The sequence below is a fragment of the Aquabacterium sp. CECT 9606 genome (assembly GCF_918741295.1).
GTDB lineage: Bacteria > Pseudomonadota > Gammaproteobacteria > Burkholderiales > Burkholderiaceae_C > Aquabacterium.
Window position 1 is genome coordinate 197,238 of the sequence record NZ_CAKKNB010000001.1, and the last position, 18,062, is coordinate 215,299.

Consider the following 18,062-nt stretch of genomic DNA (forward strand, 5'->3'; position numbering starts at 1 on the left):
GTGCCAGGCACCCCACGCGCCTTCGGCCCGCCTGCGCGGTTAGACTGTGCCCACAAACAGACCAAGCACAGGCAGGGGGAAAGGAAATGCGAATGAACGCTCCACCGCGTCCCCCTGCGGACTTGGCGACCGTCCTCCCTTTTTCATTCAAACAGCATTTCCATCGCATCGACATGACCAAGAAATACATCCGGGCTGTGGCCATGGCCGCCGCGGCGGTCTCCGCAATGGCCTATGCCGGCCTGACCCAGGCGGCCCCCACGCCGGCTCTGCAACTGACCCTCCTCGACAGCGCGGGCGCGCGTTTCAGCGAGGCCAACGCCATTGCCAACAGCGGTGCCATCGTCGGCGCGGCGGCCCAGGACTGGGGCATCGCCTTCCGCGCCACGGCATGGCAAGGCGGCGCCTTCAACGTCGTGGGCGGCAACGCCTCGCGCGCCCTCGGCGTCAATGACGCAGGGCAGTCCGTCGGCCTGACCTATTGGCGTTATAACGAGACGCACGCCATGGTGTGGTCCAACGGCACCGCCAAGGATCTGCACACCTTCGGCGCCTACAAGAGCGAAGCCCGCGACATCAATGCCTCCGGCAAGGTGGCCGGCTGGGCGTTTTACACCGTCATCCCGATCGCCACGGTGTGGGACGCCTCGACCGGCCAGCGCACCGACCTGAGCGGCATCGAAAGCGAAGCCTACGCCATCAACGACAGCGGGCAGGTGGCCGGCTGGCAGAACGTGGGCGGTTACATGCACGCCACCGTGTGGACGGGCACGCAGGCCATCGACCTGGGCATTCCCGGCCAGGGCAGCTTGGCACGCGGCATCAACGAATCCGGTCTGGTGGTGGGCACCAGTTCGGACAGCAACTGGACCAACTTCGCCACGGTCTGGAACGGCACTGTGGCCACCCGGCTGAGTTCTTTGTCCTACGGCGACAGCCACGCCTGGGACATCAACAACCACGGTCTGGTCGTCGGCAACTCGCGTGACCCCGGCACGGGGGGCCAACACGCCACCCTGTGGGTCGGTACGGACATCGTCGATCTCAACACCTACCTGGATCCTGCACTGGCGCTCCAGGGTTGGGTGTTGACCACTGCCACTGGCGTCAACGACCAGGGCTGGATCGTCGGCATGGCCGAGCAATCGATCAACGGCGACCTCAAGCGCAGCGCCTTCCTGCTCTCGCCCATTCCCGAGCCCTCGGCCTATGGCATGGCCCTGGCGGGCCTGGGCGTGACGGCCCTCATGTCCCGCCGCCGGCAGCGCCGGAACGTCACCCAGACCTGCTGAGCAACAGCAGGCCCCACGGCGGGATCGGCGGCCGGGCATGATGCCGGCCGCTGCCCCCAGGGCGCTTCAACGCGCGGCGTCCGCCACCGCGCCGACATGCGCGAGCAGGCGCTCGACGCAGAAGCCGGTAGCCTGCCAGACGTCCGACGCGCCATAGGATAAAGGCCTGCCCCGCATGCGGGAAGTCTCACGCGCACATCGTCTGGCCATCCCGCGACCTTTACCAGCGTGTCGGCCGGGTCGCCTTCCAGGCCGTCTGTCACCTGGCTGGAGAAACCCCCAGATGGGCTGCTGCGCAGAAGGGCTCCATCCACAGATGTGCAATTGAAACACCAGCGGGATGCTCGGCGGCAAGGTTCGACAGCAAGATGTGTCTTTTCTCGAAAGACACGGTTACCCGTCACCTAGTGCACGACGCGCGGCGCTGACCGTCCGAGATCGCTGCGAAGCCGTCATTGGGGCTGGTGCGCTGAATGATCTCAACGGGTCGTTATGAGCAACCCAGCGCGCAGGCCCGAGAACATTGGAACAAATAGATGGTTCATGGCAATGAGCCTGCAATTGAATCCATGGACAGTTCGCCGGTACCTTGGTACTGCTGGACATCCAACGCCCAGCTACCCGTCAAACCCGGTCAGTGTGAACCTCGCTCAATGTCCAGTCCGCCCGGGCTTCAACCAAAGCCTTGAAACCGTCATCCCCGCAAGTCCAGCCCAGCGTCTCGAACTGGTGGGCTTGCTGGCGAAAACCAGCTCTACGCAACTCACGCTCCACATCCTGCCGGTACGAGGTCATGGTCACGTACTCGACCTGGTGGCGCCAGGCTTCTTCCAGCGCGGTCCACAACAAAGCTCGCAAGGCGGGCCGGCCGATGGGCAATGGCACCACCAGGTCCACGATGGTCAGTGCCTGGCGCCCGTCGTCCAGTGGCGTCAGTTGCGTGGCCATGTAGCCGACCAAGCGGCCTTTTGACCAAGCACCCCACACCTGCGATGCGCCACGTGGGTTGTCGAGCAGGCGCCAGTTCAACTGCGCCGGTGTGCGTTCGGCATGCACCACCTCGTTGGTCTCCAGCTGGGCATTCAGCGCATTCAAAGCATCGTCCAGGCGAGCCCATGGCTTGATCTGGATGGACGATGGCAACCAGGGCGCCAACAGCAGCGCGCGGCCCAGCCGCATCATGGTTTCCAGGCCCATCGCCATGAGTTGCGGCAAGCCTGGCACCGGCAACCGCTTGCGCAGAAAGTGGCCCAGCTTCACGGGGTGCACAAAGCTGCGCCGATTGGGCAGGGTGTCGAACAGGCGGCTGACCATGCCGATGGAGTTGGCGTTCGCGCCGATGGCCAAGGTGGCTGTGGTTTGCGCTTGAATGAACAGGTTGAGCCAGACGCCCAAGCCCACGCTTTCCAGCTCGGGTTGGATCAGGATGTCCATCAGGGACAGAGCCGGGCAGGACTGGCCGCCGCACTGCAGCACCAGGTCTTGCGTGCCTACCATGCCCAGCAACGCACCATCGCGCACCAGCACCCAGCATTCGCCACCCCCGGCTTGGGGGCGGCCAAGTCGATAGCGCCAGGCCATGTAGGCCTGGTCATCCCAGTCGATGTCGGTGCCGATCACGCGGGTGCGCAAGGCCAGAATGGCGGGCAGGTCTGACCAGACCGCGTGGCGAACGCTGGCCGTCAACTCTTCGGCGCTCATGCCCAAGGCCCGCGACACCAGGCGGGTGGTTTGGGCCAGTGAGGGGCGGGGTCGTGGGCGGGTACTGCTGTTGCTCACGACGACTTCAGTCGCTCAGCGCGCCATGCCGCTTCAGAAAAACCAGGGCGTCGCCAATGCTTTGCATGCCGCGGGATTCTTCAGCGCTCAACTCCAGCTGAAAACGCTCATCGATCTCGGCGATCAGCATCAGCGCGCCCATCGAGTCCCAACCGGGGATGCTTTCGCGCAGGACGTCCGGGCTCAGCTTGTCAACGGGCTCCATGAAGCATTCCGAGAACATGGCCAATGCCTCGGTGGTGGAGATGGGGTTCAAAGGGGACTCCTTGGGGAGGGCGCGCCTGGCGCCTGGTAGGTGTGGTGAAGCAAGGGGGTGTCAGGGTGCAGGGTCATGATCGTGGCGCCCCAAGACAGGCCCACGCCGTAGCCCAGCAGCATCAGGCGCATGGGCTGGTCGCCGCGCTGGGCCAGTGAGCGGGTCAGCGTCAAAGGCACCGAGGGGCCGCCGCAATTGCCCATGTCCTCCAGGATGAATGGCACCCGGTCTTCAGGCAGTTCGCACTTCTTGATCAGGTGCTTCATGATGAAGCGGTTGGATTGGTGGAAGATGTATGAATCGATGTCGGCCACCTGCAGGCCAGCATAGGCCAGGGTGTCGTTGATCAGGGCGGGCACGCGCTTGATGGTGAAGTTGAAGACGCTGGCGCCATCCATGCGCAGGCGCAGATCGCGCGGGTCGGCGGGCCGTGGGTCGCGGAAAGCGCCGCCTTTGATGATCAGGCTGTCGGCGCCGCTGCCATCGGTGAACAGGCTGAACCAGGCTTCGTCTTGCGCATCGCCGGTGTGTTCCAACGCCGTGGCCGAGCCGGCATCGCCAAACAGCAAACTGGTGGCCTGGTCTTGCGGGTCGATGAATAGGCTGGGCGTTTCGCCGTGCAGCACCAGGATGCGCTGGTGACCACCGCCGCGCAACATGGTGGCCGCCAAGTACAAGCCATAGGGGTAGCCCGAGCAGCCCAGCCCCACGTCGAAGGCCGCGCACTGGTCGCCGAGGCCCAGGCGCGCATGGACCACGCAACTGGACGAGGGCAGGAAGTAGTCGGGCGATTGGGTGACCATGATCAGGCCGGTGACCGATTCGGGGGCCCAGCCCAATGTGTTCAGCAGGCGCCGTGCGGCGTCGGTGCACAGATCGACGGCGGTGACGTCAGGCGTCACGACGTGGCGGTGGCGCACACCGGCCATGGAGACCACCTTGCGCACTTCAACCGCGCCAAAGTCTTTGCCAGCTTCCAGGTTGTCGACGCGGTTCGGTGGCACGCAGGTGCTGACCCCAGCCACCTTGAAGCCATGCAGGTGCGAAAAACTCATGCGGTGTCCTTGTGGCGGGCCAGGAAAGCGCGGGGCTGGCCTTCGGCATCCAGCACGCTGTCGATGGTGTCGTAATGACCGGTTTTGTTCAGCCACTGCAGCACCGCGGGGCCTTGGCCCAAGCCCACTTCAAAGGCCAGCCAACCGCCCGGGCGCAGGAAGCGTGGTGCTTCGCGCATCAGGCGCTGCAGGATGCGGATGCCGAAGGGGCCGCCGTCAAAGGCCAGCCGGGGCTCGAAGCCGACGATTTCGGTGGGCATGGTTTCCAGCTTGCCGGACGAGATGTAGGGCGGGTTGCACACCAGCAGGTCCACCTGCCCATGGAAGTTGGGCTCGTCAAAAGGGGCCAGCAAATCGCCGCTGCGCAGTTGCACGCGGTCTTGCAGGTCCAGGTGGTTGGCGTTGCGCTGGGCCAGGCTGACGGCGTCTTCTGACAGGTCGGCCGCGAAGACTTGCGCACGTGGCACGCCATGGGCCAAGGCCAGTGCCAGGTTGCCTGAGCCGGTGCAGACATCGATGACCATCACGGGGTCGTTGCCGCGTTCGGCAGCCAGGAGACGCAGCTTGTTCAGCGCGGCGTTGGCCAGCAGTTCCGTCTCGCTGCGGGGGATCAGGGCTTGTGGACCGGCCAGCAGTTCCAGGCCCATGAAGTGCTGGCGTCCGGTCAGGTGTGCCAGGGGCGTGCCGCCCAGGCGTTGGGCGGTCAGCTCGTCCAGCTTGAGGAACTGCGGGGCGGTCAATCCGGGCAAGGGTTGCCGCGTGGCGGCCTCGATGGACAAAGCTTGTCCGGCGGCCAGGTGCCACAGCGTTTGCAAGGCCGAGGCGCTGGTCTCTTCCGGCTTGTCGGGCAGGGTGCGCAGGGCCTCGTCCAGGCGGGCCAGGCGGTCGGTGAACAAGGGATGGTTCGTGTCCATGTCGGGTTCAGTCAGACACCTGGGGGATGGGATCGACCAGGGCGGGGCGAGCGTGCAGGTAGTGCGTGGCGCGGCGCTTGGCCTCGATGTCGGTGTAGAGGTGGGTGGCCTGCGCTTCACTCAGGTTCAAGGCTTGCGCCAGTTCGGCGGCAGGGCGCTGGTGGTTGTGGGCCCACAAGGCCAGGTCCATCTGCGGGTAGGGCAGGGCGAAGTAGAACTCGTCCTGGCCTTGTTGCAGGCTGTAGGTGTCGGTGGTGGGCATGGCTGAGCACACCACCTCGGGCAGGCCCAGGTGCCGGGCCAGCGCGTACACCTGCGTCTTGTACAGGTGGGCGATGGGCTTGATGTCGGCGGCGCCATCGCCGTTCTTCACGAAGAAGCCCTGGTCGTATTCAAGCCGGTTGGGCGTGCCGATCACGGCGTAGTTCAGACGGTCGGCGTGGAAGTACTCCACGGTCTTGCGGATGCGCTGCTTGTGGTTCGTGGCGGCCACGATCTGCAGGTACTCGCGCAAGGGCAGGCGGGCTTCGTGCTGCAGGCCATCAGGCGATTGCACGATGAGTTTGAAGAAGTTGATGCGGCCCTCCACGCCGCCCGCGATGGCGATCTTGCTCTTCCACGCATCGTTGTAATCGGGGAAGACGGCGCGCATGGCCTCATCGCGCCAGCGGTAGCAGCCGATGGCCTCGACCGTGGGGCCGATGTTCTCAAGCAGGTAGGTGATGCCCAGCTGCTCGGCCACCAGTTGGCCCTGATCGGCGCTGCCGGCGCTGGAGTCGCGCTCGGGCATCAAGAGACCGAAGACCTTCTTGGGCCCCAGGGCGCGCACGGCCAGGGCGGCGCACACCGAGCTGTCCACGCCGCCCGACAGGCCCAGCACCACGCCGCGTTTGTGAAAGCCACGCAGCGAATCGACCATGTGGCGGCCGATGCGATCGACCTCGGCCGTGCAGTCCAGCGCCAGCACATCGGGGGTGAGGGGGGGCGTGCTCATGAACTCAGGCGGCCTTCTTGCGGTTGACGTAGGCCTCGATGGCGTTCAGGCCGTCCAGGTTCTCGGGCACCATGTCTTCGTCGGCCACCTGGATGCCGAAGGTGTCTTCGATGAAGACGATGAGTTCGAGGAAGCCGGTGGAGTCGACGATGTGCAGTTCCAGCAGCGAGTCGGCGTCGCTGAAAGGTTGTTCGTCGGACCCCATGATGAAGTTGTCGACGATGTACTGGCGGACCTGGTCTTTGATGCTGGACATGTTGCTTCGCTTGAATGATGGTGTCGGTGGGTGGGCTCAGTTCAGCCCGGTCTTCTTGATCTTGCCGGTGTCGGTGGTGGGCAGTGATTCGACGAACTCGACGTGCTTGGGTGCCATGAAACTTTCCAGGCGGCTCAAGCAGTGCTTGATCACGTCGCGCTCGCTCAAGGTGATGCCGGCTTTCAGCACCACGAAGGCCTTGACGGCCTGGCCCAGCAGCTCGTCGGGCACGCCCACCACGGCGGCTTCGTAGACGCCTTCATGCGCGTACAGGGCGTTCTCGACTTCGCGTGGGCTGACCTTCTCGCCGCGGCTCTTGATGATGTCGTCCTTGCGTGACACAAAGTAGAGGTAGCCCTCGGCGTCGGTGCGGAACAGGTCGCCGGAGTACAGCACCATTTCGCCCGGCAGCGGGCCGGGCTTGAGGCGCTTGGCGGTTTCCAGCGGCTTTTCCCAATAGCCGCGCATGACGTTGCTGCCGCGGATCACCAGCTCGCCCGCGCTGCCGTGGGGCAGACGCTGGCCATCTTCATCGACCAGCCAGACTTCTTCATTGGGCATGCCCCGGCCCACGCTGGTGGGGCGGATGTCGAGTTGATCCGGTGGCAGGTAGGTGACGCGCTTGCACTCGGTCAGCCCGTACATCGAGAACAGCAAGGCTTGCGGGAACAGCTCGCGCAACTGGCGGATGCGTTCCTCAGGCAGGGCGGCGGCCGTGTTGGTGATCATGCGCAGGCTGGCCAATTCGTGCGTGGCCAGGGTCTTCAGGCCCATCAGCATGGAGAACATGGTGGGCACGCCGGGGAAGACGGTGACGCGTTCGCGCGCCATCACTTCAAGCACCTTGACGGGGAAGGTGAAGGAGCGCTCCAGCACCACCGTGGCGCCCACCGCGAAGGCCATCAGCACCTGGTACAGGCCGTAGTCAAAGGCCAAGGGCAAGGCGCACAAGATGATGTCGTTCTCGACCAGGCCCAGGTAGGTGCTGACCGAGCGCATGGCCGAGACCATGTTGAGGTGGCTGAGCATCACGCCCTTGGGGTCGCCGGTGGAGCCCGAGGTGTAGATGATGCTGGCCAGGTCCTGGTCAATGAGTGCAGGCTCTTGCCACGGGGCACCACCAGGCAGGCCAGTGAAGGGGCGGGTGCGTTCATCCAGGGCCTCGCTTGGGCCAATGACCAGCACCGTGTGCACGCTCTCATTGAGCGCCAGGGCCGCCTGGTAGCAGGATGCCAGCGAGGTCTGCGTGATCAAGGCGCTGGCCCGCGCATCGTTCAACAGGTAGGCCAGCTTGTCTTGCTTGGTCAAGGGGTTGATGGGCATGAACACCGCGCCCGCCTTCAGGGCCGCGAAGATGCCCACCACCATCTCGACCGTGTTGTCCATGAACAGCGCCACGCGGTCGCCACGCTGGATGCCACGGCGTTGCAAGGCCAAGGCCAGTTGCTCGACCTGATCGCGCAACTGCGCGTAGCTGTGGCGTTGCTCACCGCAGACCAGCGCGGTTTTGTCGGGCAGGCGCGCTGCGGTCTGGTCAAAAAAGTGGTGCAGCAGCATGCTCATTGAAATGCTTGGCCTTGGATGAACTGCTCGTGCAGCAGCATGGTCGACAGGATGCCGACGAAAGCCATGTTGTCGCCAAAACCGATGGCCCGGCCTGCACGGCATTTCTCGAACAGCTTGCTGACGGCCTTGGGATCGAAGTAACCGGCATCGGCGACGCGCGCTGGGCTGAGCAGGTCGGCCACGTAGTCCACCGGTTGGCCGCCCTCAAAAAAGCTGGCGCTGTCGGGCGCGCGGTAAGGCTGCTTGGTGCGGGTGCGGATGCCCTCGGGCAGCAGGCCGGTCATGGACCGCTTGAGCAGGTACTTCTCGGTCAGGCCCATCAGCTTGTAGCGGGGTGGCAAGCGGTTGGCGAACTCGATCACGCGGTGGTCCAGGAAAGGGAAGCGCCCTTCGATGGAATGGGCCATGGCGGGCCGGTCACCTTGCGAGCTGAGCAGGTAGCCCGACATCAGGGTGTGCGCTTCGATGTACTGGTCCTGGCTGAGTGCGGCCCACTGGCCGATGTCCGGCGGCAAGTGCGGGGCGATGGCGGCCAGGTGGTCCACGCCCGCCAGGCTTTGCCGGACTTCGGGCGTGAAGAACTGCCACATGCGGCGCGTGGTGGCCCAGCGTGGGCCGTGGGCGAAGTGCGGCTGGCCCAGGTGCTCCGAGCCTTCGCTGAAGAAGCGCTGCGCCATCACGCGGTTGGCGGCTGGCGAGTGGCGCAGATAGGGGTAGAGGCGCTCCATCAGGGCGGGCCGCATTTTGGAGGTGGGCTGGCGCGCCATGAAGCGGCGCACGCTGGCTTCCTTGAAGAGGTCGTAGCCGCCAAAGACTTCGTCGGCGCCTTCGCCGGTCAGCACCACCTTGAAGCCGGCCTCACGCACGCTGCCGGCCAGCATCATCATGGGCGCCGGCGCGGTGCGCACGAGGGGGCTCTCGGCGTGCCAGACCGCGCGTGGAAACGCGGCGGCGATGTCAGACCGTTTGCAGCGCAGGGCGGTGTGCTCGGTGCCCAGGTAACGGGCCATGTCTTGCTGATAGGCGCTTTCGTCGAACTCTTCGTCTTCAAACGCCAGCGAGAAGGTGCGCAGCGGTGTGTCGGTGAAATGCTTGATCAGGCTGGTGATGATGGACGAATCCAGCCCACCGCTCAGGTAGGCGCCCACAGGCACATCGGCGCGCAGTTGCAGGCGCACGGCGTCGATCAGCAGCTCGCGCAGTTCATCGGCCAGGTCATCGGCGCTGCGCCGGGTTTCCATGCCAACTGCCGGGAAAGCCCAGTCCCAGTAGCGCTCGGTGCGCGCGCCGGATTGGCCGCGTTCGTCGATCACCATCAGATGCCCGGGCGGCAAGGCCTGGATACCTTCGAACACGGTGTGGCCAGGCAGGGGCGCCCAGTAGGTGAAGGTTTCGCCCAGCGCTGGCAGGTTCAACTGGCGAGGGGTGTCGGGCAGCGCCATCAGCGCTTTGACCTCGGAGGCAAAGGCCAGCCGCTGGCTTGACCAGTGGTAGAACAGGGGGCGGATGCCGGTGCGGTCTCGGGCCAGGATCAGGCGCTGCTGTCGGGCATCCCACAGGGCGATGGCGAACTGGCCGTTCAGGTGATCGACAAAGCGATCGCCGTGCTGCTCGTACAGGTGCACGATGACTTCCGTGTCGGAGAGCGTGTAGAAGCGGTGCCCGGCCTGCTCCAGGGTCTGGCGCAGTTCGATGTGGTTGAAGATTTCGCCGTTGAAGACGACCCACACGCTGCGGTCTTCGTTGTGGATGGGTTGGTCGCCACCCGCCAGGTCGATGATGCTCAAGCGAGCATGGGCCAGGCCCAGGGGGCCATCGGTGTGGAAGCCCTGGCCGTCGGGCCCGCGGTGGTGCAGGCGGCGGATCATGTCCTCCAGCGGGGCGCGCGCGACTTGGCCGTGGCTTCTCAAAATCCCAGCAATGCCGCACATACTTCGCGAAACACCTTCCAGATGTGGCGCTGGTATTGCATTGATCGCACGGTGGGGTGCGAAGCTCCAGGCCAGCGATGATCCTAACGAGGATCGCTGGCCTGGCCTAGTCCCAATTCATGGGGGTTTGCTTCAAATGTGCACATTTGGCAGGCTTTGGTCTCGCCGCTCAAGCCATTGGCAGGCGGCACATGGCTTTGGATCTGCGAAGGCAAGGCATTGGCAGCGTGGCGGTGCCGGGCGACAAGGGCGCGGCCAGACCGCTGTCAAAATCGGTGTTGAACACCGTGGTTCGCGAATGCCATCAGAATGATGGTTGCGCGGCGTCGAATGCACTATCCCTAGTTTGGAAAATCATCCATGAGAATTCTGGGCATCGACCCTGGCTTGCAGACGACCGGCTTTGGCGTGATCGATGTCGATGGGCCTCGGCTGTCGTATGTGGCCAGTGGCACGATCCGCACCAAGGAGGCTGCGCTGGGCGATTTGCCCGGCCGCCTGAAGCTGATCTTTGATGGTGTGCGCGAGGTCATGGCGCGCTATGAGCCGCAGCAGTCCTCGGTCGAAATCGTGTTCGTCAACGTCAACCCGCAGTCCACTTTGCTGCTGGGGCAGGCCCGCGGTGCCGCCCTGGCCGCCTTGGTCAGCGGGGGCGAGATGGCCGTCTCCGAGTACACGGCGCTGCAAATGAAAAAGGCCGTGGTGGGCCACGGCCATGCGCGCAAGGAGCAGGTTCAGCACATGGTGATGCGCTTGCTGCAGTTGCCGTCAGAGCCCAACAAGGACGCGGCCGATGCCCTGGGCCTGGCCATTTGCCACGCGCACGCCGGGCATTCGATGGCCGCGATGGCGCGCGCCACAGGCCTGACCCGCCGCACCCACGCGCAACTCAAGGGCGGTCGGGTTTACTGACCTTCTTTGATCATGCGACCCGAGGCCGACTGAACCGGCCTGGCGTTGTTGGCATAAAGGCGGCTGAATACCGACAACTGGTAAGGCGACAAGGTGGCCGGCTGCTTGAGCACCAGCCACAGCACGCCTTCCGTGCACGGGGGCGTGGTCAGCGATCCCATGTAGGTGTAGTACTGGCGTTGCTCGGGCAGCATCAGGTTCATGTCCAGCATCACGGGCGAGGCCTGTTCGATCTCCTTTTCCAGTGGCAGGCTGTTCCACACCAGTTGCACCATCGGGTGCTCCTTGCCCTGGTCCAGCAGCACGGCCACCACGGCCAGTCGGCCTTGCGCGTCTTTGTGCACCAGGTGCGCCACCATGTCGTACTGGCGGCCATTGATGCGTTCTTCGCTGGGGCGGTGAAAGTGGAACTGCACCAGCTCATACCGGCGCCCTGACACGGTGATGTTGTTGCCCGGGTCCAGGTTCACCTGCACCGTGTGGCCGTTGTCGATCACGCGGAAGGGGGTGGGGCGGTAGTCGAACTGGATAGGCTCCAGTTGCACCTTGATGCCGTCGCGGATGTCGATGGGACTTTGGCGCGTGCCGCTGCTGCAGGTTTTGAACTCGGGCTTGAGCTGACCCCAGCTTTGCGGGCCAGCAGTGCCGGTGTATTCCCAGTGCAGGTCGTGGCCCGCGGGCAGGCCTGGCACGGCGGCGGCGCCATAGGCGGCCATGGACTGTTTGACTTGGCCACTCATGGCCACCGCACGGGGTTTGGGTGACTTGTTGACGACCTTGACGGCAGGGGCCGCGGCCTGCTTGGCACGCACCTCGGCAATCTTCTGGTCGATCAGATCGCGCAGTTCCGCCATGGAGACCGAGGTGGGCTCGGCCTTCGGGTCCGATTTCTCGGCTTTGGCTGCCGCCTTGCCCGCCGCCATCTTCTGCTTGAGCGAATCCTTGGCGATGACCTTGGGCTCCTCTTGCGACGAGGCAGCGCCATGGGCACCGCTGGCGTGTTCGTCGTCATGGCTGGCAGCTTGGGCTCCCAGCGCCAGGCCGAATCCGGCGGTGATGAGGATCAAAAGGCGCGAGGCGGAATGGGAGGGCGTGGGCGACATGGCGGTTTTCCTGAGATTTCAGGAAGCATTTCGACCGCCAGGCCCTCCAACTTGAGCTTCGCGCCGCTTTCAAGGCGCGAAAAAACGAAAAAAGTGTGAAGTCAGCCGATAGGCCGGATTCTGTGCAGCCTGCCACCTTGCGATACCAGACCGTGACCGCCATTCCTCTGGGCCGCCTGTCGCCAGAACGGCTCGGTGCCACCTACCCGCACACTCCCCGGGCCAGGTCAACGTGTGCCTATTTGGTGTTGCTGCGCGTAGAGATTGCCCGTTTCACCCGGTGCCTTCCGAAGAAAACACCGACTCGTCTCTGTTGCTCTGATCCTCACCTCGCGGTGGAGAGGTGTTACCTCCTACGCTGCCCTGTGCAGTCCGGACCTTCCTCCAGTGCCACCTTTCGATGATTGCACCAGCGGCGGTCTGGCCGACTTCACCCGCGCATTATCGCCTCTGTAACCAGGCCCACGCCAACAATCCCACCGACATCAGCGCCAGCGAGGCCGCGGCCAGGTACTGCGTGCTGTGCATGACCAGTGGCGAGATGACGCCGGCCACCACGCCATTGGCCGCCGCGCTCACGAAAGCCTGCAGCGATGCGGCCATGCCGCGCCGGTGCGGGAACAAATCGAGCACCATCAAAGTGACCACCGGGGTCATCATGGCCCAGCCAAAAGCGTACAGGCTGATGGGGATCAGCGCCCAGGACACGTGGGCCGGGAACAGCAGGTTGGCGACCAGGTTGAGCACCGACACCACCAGCATCACGGTGAAGCCCAACTTGATCTGCCGTGCGCGGTCGATGCGGCCTGCCAGGCGGCCGCTGGTCCAGGCGCCGCCCATGATGCCGCCGATGGTGCACAGGAAGAACCAGAAGAACTGCGTGGGCTGCAGGTGCAGCAAATCGCCCAGGAAGGCGGGGGCCGACAGCACGTACAAAAACATGCCGTTGAAGGGCACGCCGCTGGCCAGGGCCAGCAGCAGGAAGCGCGGGTTCAGGCCCAGCTCCAGGTAGCCTTGCATCAGGCCCTTGACGGCGAAGGGCTGGCGCTGCGAGGTGTGCAGGGTTTCGGGCAGCAGCCACCAGTTGGCCAGCCACAGCAACACGCCCACACCGGTCAGGAACCAGAACACCGCGTGCCAGCCCGCGTGGGTGAACAGCAGGCCACCCACGATGGGCGCGATTGCCGGTGCCGCGCCAAAGAACAAGGTGACCTGAGCCATCACACGTTGCGCCTGGTCGGGCGGGTACATGTCGCGGATCACCGCGCGCGACACCACGATGCCGGCACCCGTCGACAGGCCCTGCAGCGCGCGAAAGAAAATGAGTTGCCCGATGGTGCTGGACAGCGCACAGCCGGCCGAGGCCACGGTGAACATCGCCACGCCCGCCAGCACCACGGGGCGGCGCCCGAAGCTGTCGGAGAGCGCGCCATGGAACAGGCTCATCAACGCGAACGAGAACAGGTAGGCCGACAGCGTTTGCTGGATCTGCAGCGGCGTGGCGTCCAGCGAGGTGGCGATGCCCGCAAAAGCAGGCAGGTAGGTGTCGATCGCGAAGGGGCCCAGCATGCCCAGGCACGCCAGCAGCACGGCCAGCATCCAGGCAGGGGCGCGCCAAAGGCTTTGGGCGTCGGGGTTCATGTCAAAGACCGGCGTTTTGCAGGCTCTTGAGGAACTGCTCGGCGTTCTGGAAGCCGATCACGCGGGCCTGGCTGAGGAGCTGGCCTTGCGCATCGAAGAACAGAATGCCGGGTGGGCCGAACAGGCCAAAGCGCTTGAGCAAAGCCTTGTGGTCGGCATTGTTCGCGGTGACGTCGGCCTGCAGCAGCACGGTGTTCTTGAGCCGATCCTGAACGCGCGCGTCCGAGAAGGTGAAGTGCTCCATCTCCTTGCACGACACGCACCAGTCGGCGTAGAAATCCAGCATCACCGATTGGCCGGCCTGGGCGGCGGCGGCCACGGCGTCGTCCAGCTCCTGCACGCTGGACACGGGCTTGAATGGCAAGGCCTGGGTGGCTGCTTCACCCGCCTGGGCGACGCCAGCCCGGGCCACGAAGGGACGCAGTGGATCCCAGGGACTTTGCGCGCCCGCCAGCCCGCCTATGATCTGCACCGCCGACAACAAGGCCAGCACCAGGCCCAAGGCCAGCGCAGAGCGGTGCTTCAGGCTGACGTGCGTGGTCAGGGTGTCGAAGCCCCCGGTGAAGGCCGCTGCCAGGGCCAGCAAAGCGCCGAGCGACAAGGTGGCGGCCAGGGGTGGCAGCACCGGGTAGACCAGCCACCACGCCACGCCCAGCAGCATCACGCCAAACAAGGTCCGGACCGATTCCATCCAGCGGCCCGCGCGTGGTAGCAGGCTGCCTGCCGACAGGCCCAGCAACAGCAGCGGCAGGCTCATGCCGCAGGCCAGCGCGTACAAGGCCAGGCCGCCCAGCACCACGTCTTTGGTCTGGCTCAGGTACACCAATGCGCCGGCCAAAGGGGCGCTCACGCAGGGCCCCACGATCAGGGCCGAGACCACGCCCATGAGGAACACGCCCAACAAGCTGCCCCCCTGCAGCTTGCCCGAAGTCTTGCTGAGGTGGCTTTGGATGAAGCCGGGCATTTGCAGTTCATAGACACCGAACATCGACAAGGACAGCAGCACCATCAGCGCGCTGAAGCTGCCCAGCACCCAAGGGTTCTGCAGCGAGGCGGCCAGGCCTTCGCCCAGCAAGCCGGCGGCCACGCCCAGCAGCGTGTAGACCAGCGCCATGCCTTGCGAATAGCTCAGTGCCAGGATGAAGCCGCGCAAGCGCCCGACCTTGCCCTGGCCAATGATCACCGCCGACAGGATCGGCATCATGGGCAACACGCAGGGCGTGAAAGACAAGAGCAGGCCGGCCACCAGGAACACGCCAACGATGGTGGGCAGGTTGCCGGAGGCCAAGGCAGTTTCGATGCGACTGCCGCCGTTCACCGACGTGACGGGCGTGCTGTTGTTACGGGGCTTGGACGCGCTGCCATCGGCGTTGTCAATGGCCGTGACCTGGCCAGCCTGGCCCACGGTCAACTTGAAGTGCCTGGTTTGCGGTGGGTAGCACAGGCCGGCATCGGCGCAGCCTTGGTAGCCCACATCCACCGAGACCGAGGTGCCGGCGGGCGTGGTGGGCACCACGCCAAACTGCAGGGCCACCAGGCCGTGGTACACCTCCACCTCTTTGCCAAAGGTCTCGTCGAACTTGCGCTGGCCGGGTGGCAAGTTGATCGGCGTGAGCGTGACCGAGGGCGTTCTGGATTCGATGCGGAAGCGATCACGGTACAGATACGTCTTGGGCGCCAGGCTGAACTCGACCTGCACCTGGCCCTTGGGCGTGGTGCTGGCCTGCAGAGTGAATGCCTGGTCGACCGGCAGAAATTCAGCGGCCTGGCAAGGTGTGGCCAGCAGCCAGCCGGCCACACCAGCCAGCAAGATTCGAAATACCATTCGCCAGACGAACATCATCATCCTTGTTACCTTGTCTTGACCATTGTCCTGGAGACTCGCATGAAAGCCGCCACCATTCTCGACACGATCGGAAATACCCCTCACATCCGCGCCCAGCGTTTGTTCGGCCCGGGGCATGAAGTCTGGATCAAATCCGAGCGCAGCAATCCTGGGGGCTCCATCAAGGACCGCATCGCACTGTCCATGGTGGAAGACGCCGAACGCTCGGGGGCACTCAAGCCCGGCGGCACCATCATCGAGCCCACTTCGGGCAACACGGGCATCGGCCTGGCCATGGTGGCCGCCGTCAAAGGCTACAAGCTGGTCCTGGTCATGCCCGACAGCATGTCGATCGAGCGCCGTCGTTTGATGTCGGCCTATGGCGCCACCTTTGATCTGACGCCGCGCGAGAAGGGCATGAAGGGCGCCATCGCCCGTGCGCAAGAGTTGGCGGCGGGCATCGAAGGCGCATGGATCCCCCAACAGTTCGAGAACCCCGCCAACATCGAGGCGCATGTGCGCACCACGGCCCAGGAGATCCTGGCCGACTTTCCTGATGGCCTGGATGCGCTGATCACCGGCGTGGGCACGGGCGGCCATTTGACCGGCTGCGCCCGCGTGCTCAAGAAAGCCTGGCCACAACTCAAGGTCTACGCGGTGGAGCCCACGGCCTCGCCGGTCATCTCGGGTGGCAGCCCCGCGCCGCACCCCATCCAGGGCATTGGCGCGGGCTTCATCCCAGCCAACCTCGACACCAGCGTGCTGGACGGCGTGATCCAGGTCGAGGCCGAGGCGGCCCGCGAGATGGGCCGCCGCGCCGCACGCGAAGAAGGGCTCCTGGTCGGCATCTCGTCAGGTGCCACCTTGGCGGCCATCGCGCAAAAGCTGCCCGAGTTGCCTGCCGGCGCCAAGGTGCTGGGCTTCTGCTACGACACGGGCGAGCGCTACCTGTCGGTGGAAGGTTTCCTGCCGGTTTGAGCTCAGCTCACTTGAAGGTGTAGGCCTTGGTCGTGGACGAACCACCCACACCTTGCACCTTGACATCGACCACGCCGGTCGGCGACGCGGGTGTCACGGCTGAAATCAGCGTGCTGCTCACCACGCTGAAGCTGGTGGCGGGCAGACTGCCGAAGTACACATTGCGGGCGCTGGTGAAATTGCTGCCCGTGATGTAGACCGTTTTGCCGCCGGCGGGCGAGCCACTGCTGGGCAACACGCCGCTGACCGTGGCCGGCACGACGGCCTTGCCACCGATCGTGACCGAGACCAAGGTGGTGCGGGGGGTGGGTTCGTCACAAGCCACCGCGCGGGTGTCGATGACTTGACCCGAGGCGTTCTTCAGGTCCACGGTGGCGTTGGTGCGGCCCACGTACATGGCCGTGTCGGTGCCCGTGGTCAAGGCCTTCCACTTGCCGATGGTCAGGAAGCCCGAAGCGGGGATGCGCGATGCCGCACGTTGGCCGGCCACCAGGGGGATGTCTGCACCGACGATGGGGCTGGAGGCGGCCATGTCGATTTGCGCAGGCGCGGTGTTGGTGGAGTTGAATTCCAGGCGGGTCACAGCGAAACTGGCCGACTTGGCCGCTGGCACTTGACCGACCAGTTCGCTGATGGTGTCACCCGACAGCACGATGTTGCCGTAGCCACTGGTGGCCGAGTCAAACACTTCACCCGGGGCGTACAAAGCCGGGGCGATGCCGGTGAAGGTGCCATCCACTTCACGGCGGCCCAGGCCCGAGATGTTGCACGACAGCGGGAAGCGCAGGCTGCCAGCTTGCGTCATGAAAGGCGCGTCCAGATCTTCGGTGCGAATGTTGGTGTGCGGGGCCGACACTTCATCGGAGTGCGTGCCAGCGACCGTCATGCCCAGCACGATGATTTCAGGGGAGGGGGCGGCGCAGGCCACGCCCAGGTCCCACAAAATGGTTTTGCCAGACTTGGTCAGCAAGCGCAACACGCCCTTGGCCGAGCTCATCTTCACCAGCACCTGGCTGGGCACGGTGTTGGTGGCGGTCAGTGGGCCGATCTGGATGAAGCCCGTGGGCGGCAGGGCCATGCGCACGGGCTGCCCAGCCACGATGGGCAGGTTCTCGACCACGATGGGGGCGGTCAGGCCATTGATGATGGCCGGTGTGCCATTGGCGATCGCGAAATTCAGTTCGCTGATGGTGCCGTTACCGAAGCGGGCGCCCAGCAGGTTGTAGGACAGGTCCACCAAGCCTTGGGGCAGCTCCAGGATGCCGCTGCCATCGGTCATGTAGAACTGCTGCCCCGGCGTCACCGTGGTGGCCATCGAACCCGTCAGCTTGATGTTCAGGGTCTGCTTGCCAATGATCGGGAAGGTGCACGACAGCGGGATGCGCAGGCTGCCGATCTGGCTGTTCAGCGGGATGTTGGTGGGGTCGACGCCAGCGGCCTGGGCGGACAGCTGGGTGCCCAGCAGGCAGGCGGTGGTGATGGCGGACAGCCAGAAACGTGGATGGCTCATGGGGGCTCCTTGCGCAACAGCGCTGGTTCATTAAATTGGAAATGATGTGT

15 protein-coding genes and 1 other RNA gene are annotated in these 18,062 nt (G+C 64.9%); 3 read left to right on the forward strand and 13 right to left on the reverse strand.

What is annotated here, in order from left to right:
• Positions 1-173 precede the first annotated feature (173 nt).
• Positions 174-1,292 carry a PEP-CTERM sorting domain-containing protein gene (locus LQ232_RS00920; RefSeq protein WP_230177660.1) on the forward strand — a complete coding sequence of 373 codons (1,119 nt, stop codon included), beginning with the start codon at positions 174-176 and terminating at the stop codon, positions 1,290-1,292.
• A gap of 624 nt (positions 1,293-1,916) precedes the next feature.
• Here the strand turns inward: LQ232_RS00920 and LQ232_RS00925 are convergent.
• From LQ232_RS00925 to asnB, 8 genes are read right to left on the reverse strand one after another with little or no spacing between them, the layout of a single operon-like run.
• Positions 1,917-3,071 (reverse strand): hypothetical protein, encoded by a 1,155-nt coding sequence (locus LQ232_RS00925; protein WP_230177662.1) that lies wholly within the window; start codon positions 3,069-3,071, stop codon positions 1,917-1,919.
• A 7-nt stretch (positions 3,072-3,078) separates the two neighbouring features.
• Positions 3,079-3,327 carry an acyl carrier protein gene (locus LQ232_RS00930; protein WP_230177664.1) on the reverse strand — a complete coding sequence of 83 codons (249 nt, stop codon included), beginning with the start codon at positions 3,325-3,327 and terminating at the stop codon, positions 3,079-3,081.
• The gene (locus LQ232_RS00935; RefSeq protein ID WP_230177672.1) at positions 3,324-4,382 is read right to left on the reverse strand and encodes a 3-oxoacyl-ACP synthase III family protein; all 1,059 of its coding nucleotides are present in this window, start codon (positions 4,380-4,382) and stop codon (positions 3,324-3,326) included. The genes LQ232_RS00930 and LQ232_RS00935 overlap by 4 nt, the downstream gene beginning before the upstream one ends.
• A complete protein-coding gene (gene prmC, locus LQ232_RS00940) occupies positions 4,379-5,296 on the reverse strand; it encodes a peptide chain release factor N(5)-glutamine methyltransferase (RefSeq protein ID WP_230177681.1) in 918 nt (305 codons plus the stop codon). Before prmC ends, LQ232_RS00935 begins: the two co-directional genes overlap by 4 nt.
• 7 nt (positions 5,297-5,303) lie before the next feature.
• Entirely contained in the window at positions 5,304-6,290 is a 987-nt protein-coding gene (gene nadE, locus LQ232_RS00945) for an NAD(+) synthase (RefSeq protein ID WP_230177683.1), read from the reverse strand.
• 4 nt (positions 6,291-6,294) lie between these two features.
• Complete coding sequence (locus LQ232_RS00950; RefSeq protein ID WP_230177685.1) at positions 6,295-6,546, reverse strand: acyl carrier protein; 252 nt, start codon at positions 6,544-6,546, stop codon at positions 6,295-6,297.
• 36 nt (positions 6,547-6,582) lie between these two features.
• Positions 6,583-8,109 (reverse strand): class I adenylate-forming enzyme family protein, encoded by a 1,527-nt coding sequence (locus LQ232_RS00955; RefSeq protein ID WP_230177694.1) that lies wholly within the window; start codon positions 8,107-8,109, stop codon positions 6,583-6,585.
• Positions 8,106-10,043, reverse strand: a complete 1,938-nt coding sequence (gene asnB, locus LQ232_RS00960; protein WP_256450018.1) for an asparagine synthase (glutamine-hydrolyzing) — start codon at positions 10,041-10,043, stop codon at positions 8,106-8,108. The genes LQ232_RS00955 and asnB overlap by 4 nt, the downstream gene beginning before the upstream one ends.
• A gap of 360 nt (positions 10,044-10,403) precedes the next feature.
• On the opposite strand from asnB, the gene ruvC reads away from it, so the two are divergent.
• Positions 10,404-10,955: a crossover junction endodeoxyribonuclease RuvC gene (ruvC, locus tag LQ232_RS00965; RefSeq protein WP_230177698.1), complete on the forward strand. Its 552-nt coding sequence runs from the start codon at positions 10,404-10,406 to the stop codon at positions 10,953-10,955.
• Here the strand turns inward: ruvC and LQ232_RS00970 are convergent.
• From LQ232_RS00970 to dsbD, 4 genes are all read right to left on the reverse strand, one after another.
• On the reverse strand, positions 10,949-12,058 hold the full coding sequence (locus LQ232_RS00970; protein ID WP_230177700.1) for a carbonic anhydrase: 1,110 nt from the start codon (positions 12,056-12,058) through the stop codon (positions 10,949-10,951). The genes ruvC and LQ232_RS00970 overlap by 7 nt on opposite strands.
• A 93-nt stretch (positions 12,059-12,151) precedes the next feature.
• Positions 12,152-12,490, reverse strand: an RNA gene (rnpB, locus tag LQ232_RS00975) — RNase P RNA component class A.
• Positions 12,491-12,499: 9 nt separating this feature from the next.
• Entirely contained in the window at positions 12,500-13,699 is a 1,200-nt protein-coding gene (locus LQ232_RS00980) for a multidrug effflux MFS transporter (protein WP_230177702.1), read from the reverse strand.
• A gap of 1 nt (position 13,700) precedes the next feature.
• The gene (dsbD, locus tag LQ232_RS00985) at positions 13,701-15,524 is read right to left on the reverse strand and encodes a protein-disulfide reductase DsbD (protein WP_230177708.1); all 1,824 of its coding nucleotides are present in this window, start codon (positions 15,522-15,524) and stop codon (positions 13,701-13,703) included.
• Positions 15,525-15,584: 60 nt separating this feature from the next.
• Between dsbD and cysK the strand changes: the two genes are divergently transcribed.
• The gene (cysK, locus tag LQ232_RS00990; RefSeq protein WP_230177709.1) at positions 15,585-16,502 is read left to right on the forward strand and encodes a cysteine synthase A; all 918 of its coding nucleotides are present in this window, start codon (positions 15,585-15,587) and stop codon (positions 16,500-16,502) included.
• Between the two features lie 7 nt (positions 16,503-16,509).
• Here cysK and LQ232_RS00995 read toward each other — a convergent pair whose 3' ends face one another.
• Positions 16,510-18,012, reverse strand: coding sequence for an IPT/TIG domain-containing protein (locus LQ232_RS00995; RefSeq protein ID WP_230177711.1), 1,503 nt, complete (start codon positions 18,010-18,012; stop codon positions 16,510-16,512).
• Between the last annotated feature and the right edge of the window lie 50 nt (positions 18,013-18,062).

Bases quoted from the DNA above. Each gene is read 5' to 3' on its own strand.
- LQ232_RS00955 (WP_230177694.1), bottom strand. From the start codon at position 8,109: ATGAGCATGCTGCTGCACCACTTTTTTGACCAGACCGCAGCGCGCCTG.
- prmC (WP_230177681.1), bottom strand. From the start codon at position 5,296: ATGGACACGAACCATCCCTTGTTCACCGACCGCCTGGCCCGCCTGGAC.
- dsbD (WP_230177708.1), bottom strand. From the start codon at position 15,524: ATGGTATTTCGAATCTTGCTGGCTGGTGTGGCCGGCTGGCTGCTGGCC.
- LQ232_RS00970 (WP_230177700.1), bottom strand. From the start codon at position 12,058: ATGTCGCCCACGCCCTCCCATTCCGCCTCGCGCCTTTTGATCCTCATC.
- cysK (WP_230177709.1), top strand. From the start codon at position 15,585: ATGAAAGCCGCCACCATTCTCGACACGATCGGAAATACCCCTCACATC.
- nadE (WP_230177683.1), bottom strand. From the start codon at position 6,290: ATGAGCACGCCCCCCCTCACCCCCGATGTGCTGGCGCTGGACTGCACG.
- asnB (WP_256450018.1), bottom strand. From the start codon at position 10,043: ATGTGCGGCATTGCTGGGATTTTGAGAAGCCACGGCCAAGTCGCGCGC.
- LQ232_RS00980 (WP_230177702.1), bottom strand. From the start codon at position 13,699: ATGAACCCCGACGCCCAAAGCCTTTGGCGCGCCCCTGCCTGGATGCTG.
- LQ232_RS00950 (WP_230177685.1), bottom strand. From the start codon at position 6,546: ATGTCCAGCATCAAAGACCAGGTCCGCCAGTACATCGTCGACAACTTC.
- LQ232_RS00935 (WP_230177672.1), bottom strand. From the start codon at position 4,382: ATGAGTTTTTCGCACCTGCATGGCTTCAAGGTGGCTGGGGTCAGCACC.
- LQ232_RS00920 (WP_230177660.1), top strand. From the start codon at position 174: ATGACCAAGAAATACATCCGGGCTGTGGCCATGGCCGCCGCGGCGGTC.
- LQ232_RS00995 (WP_230177711.1), bottom strand. From the start codon at position 18,012: ATGAGCCATCCACGTTTCTGGCTGTCCGCCATCACCACCGCCTGCCTG.
- ruvC (WP_230177698.1), top strand. From the start codon at position 10,404: ATGAGAATTCTGGGCATCGACCCTGGCTTGCAGACGACCGGCTTTGGC.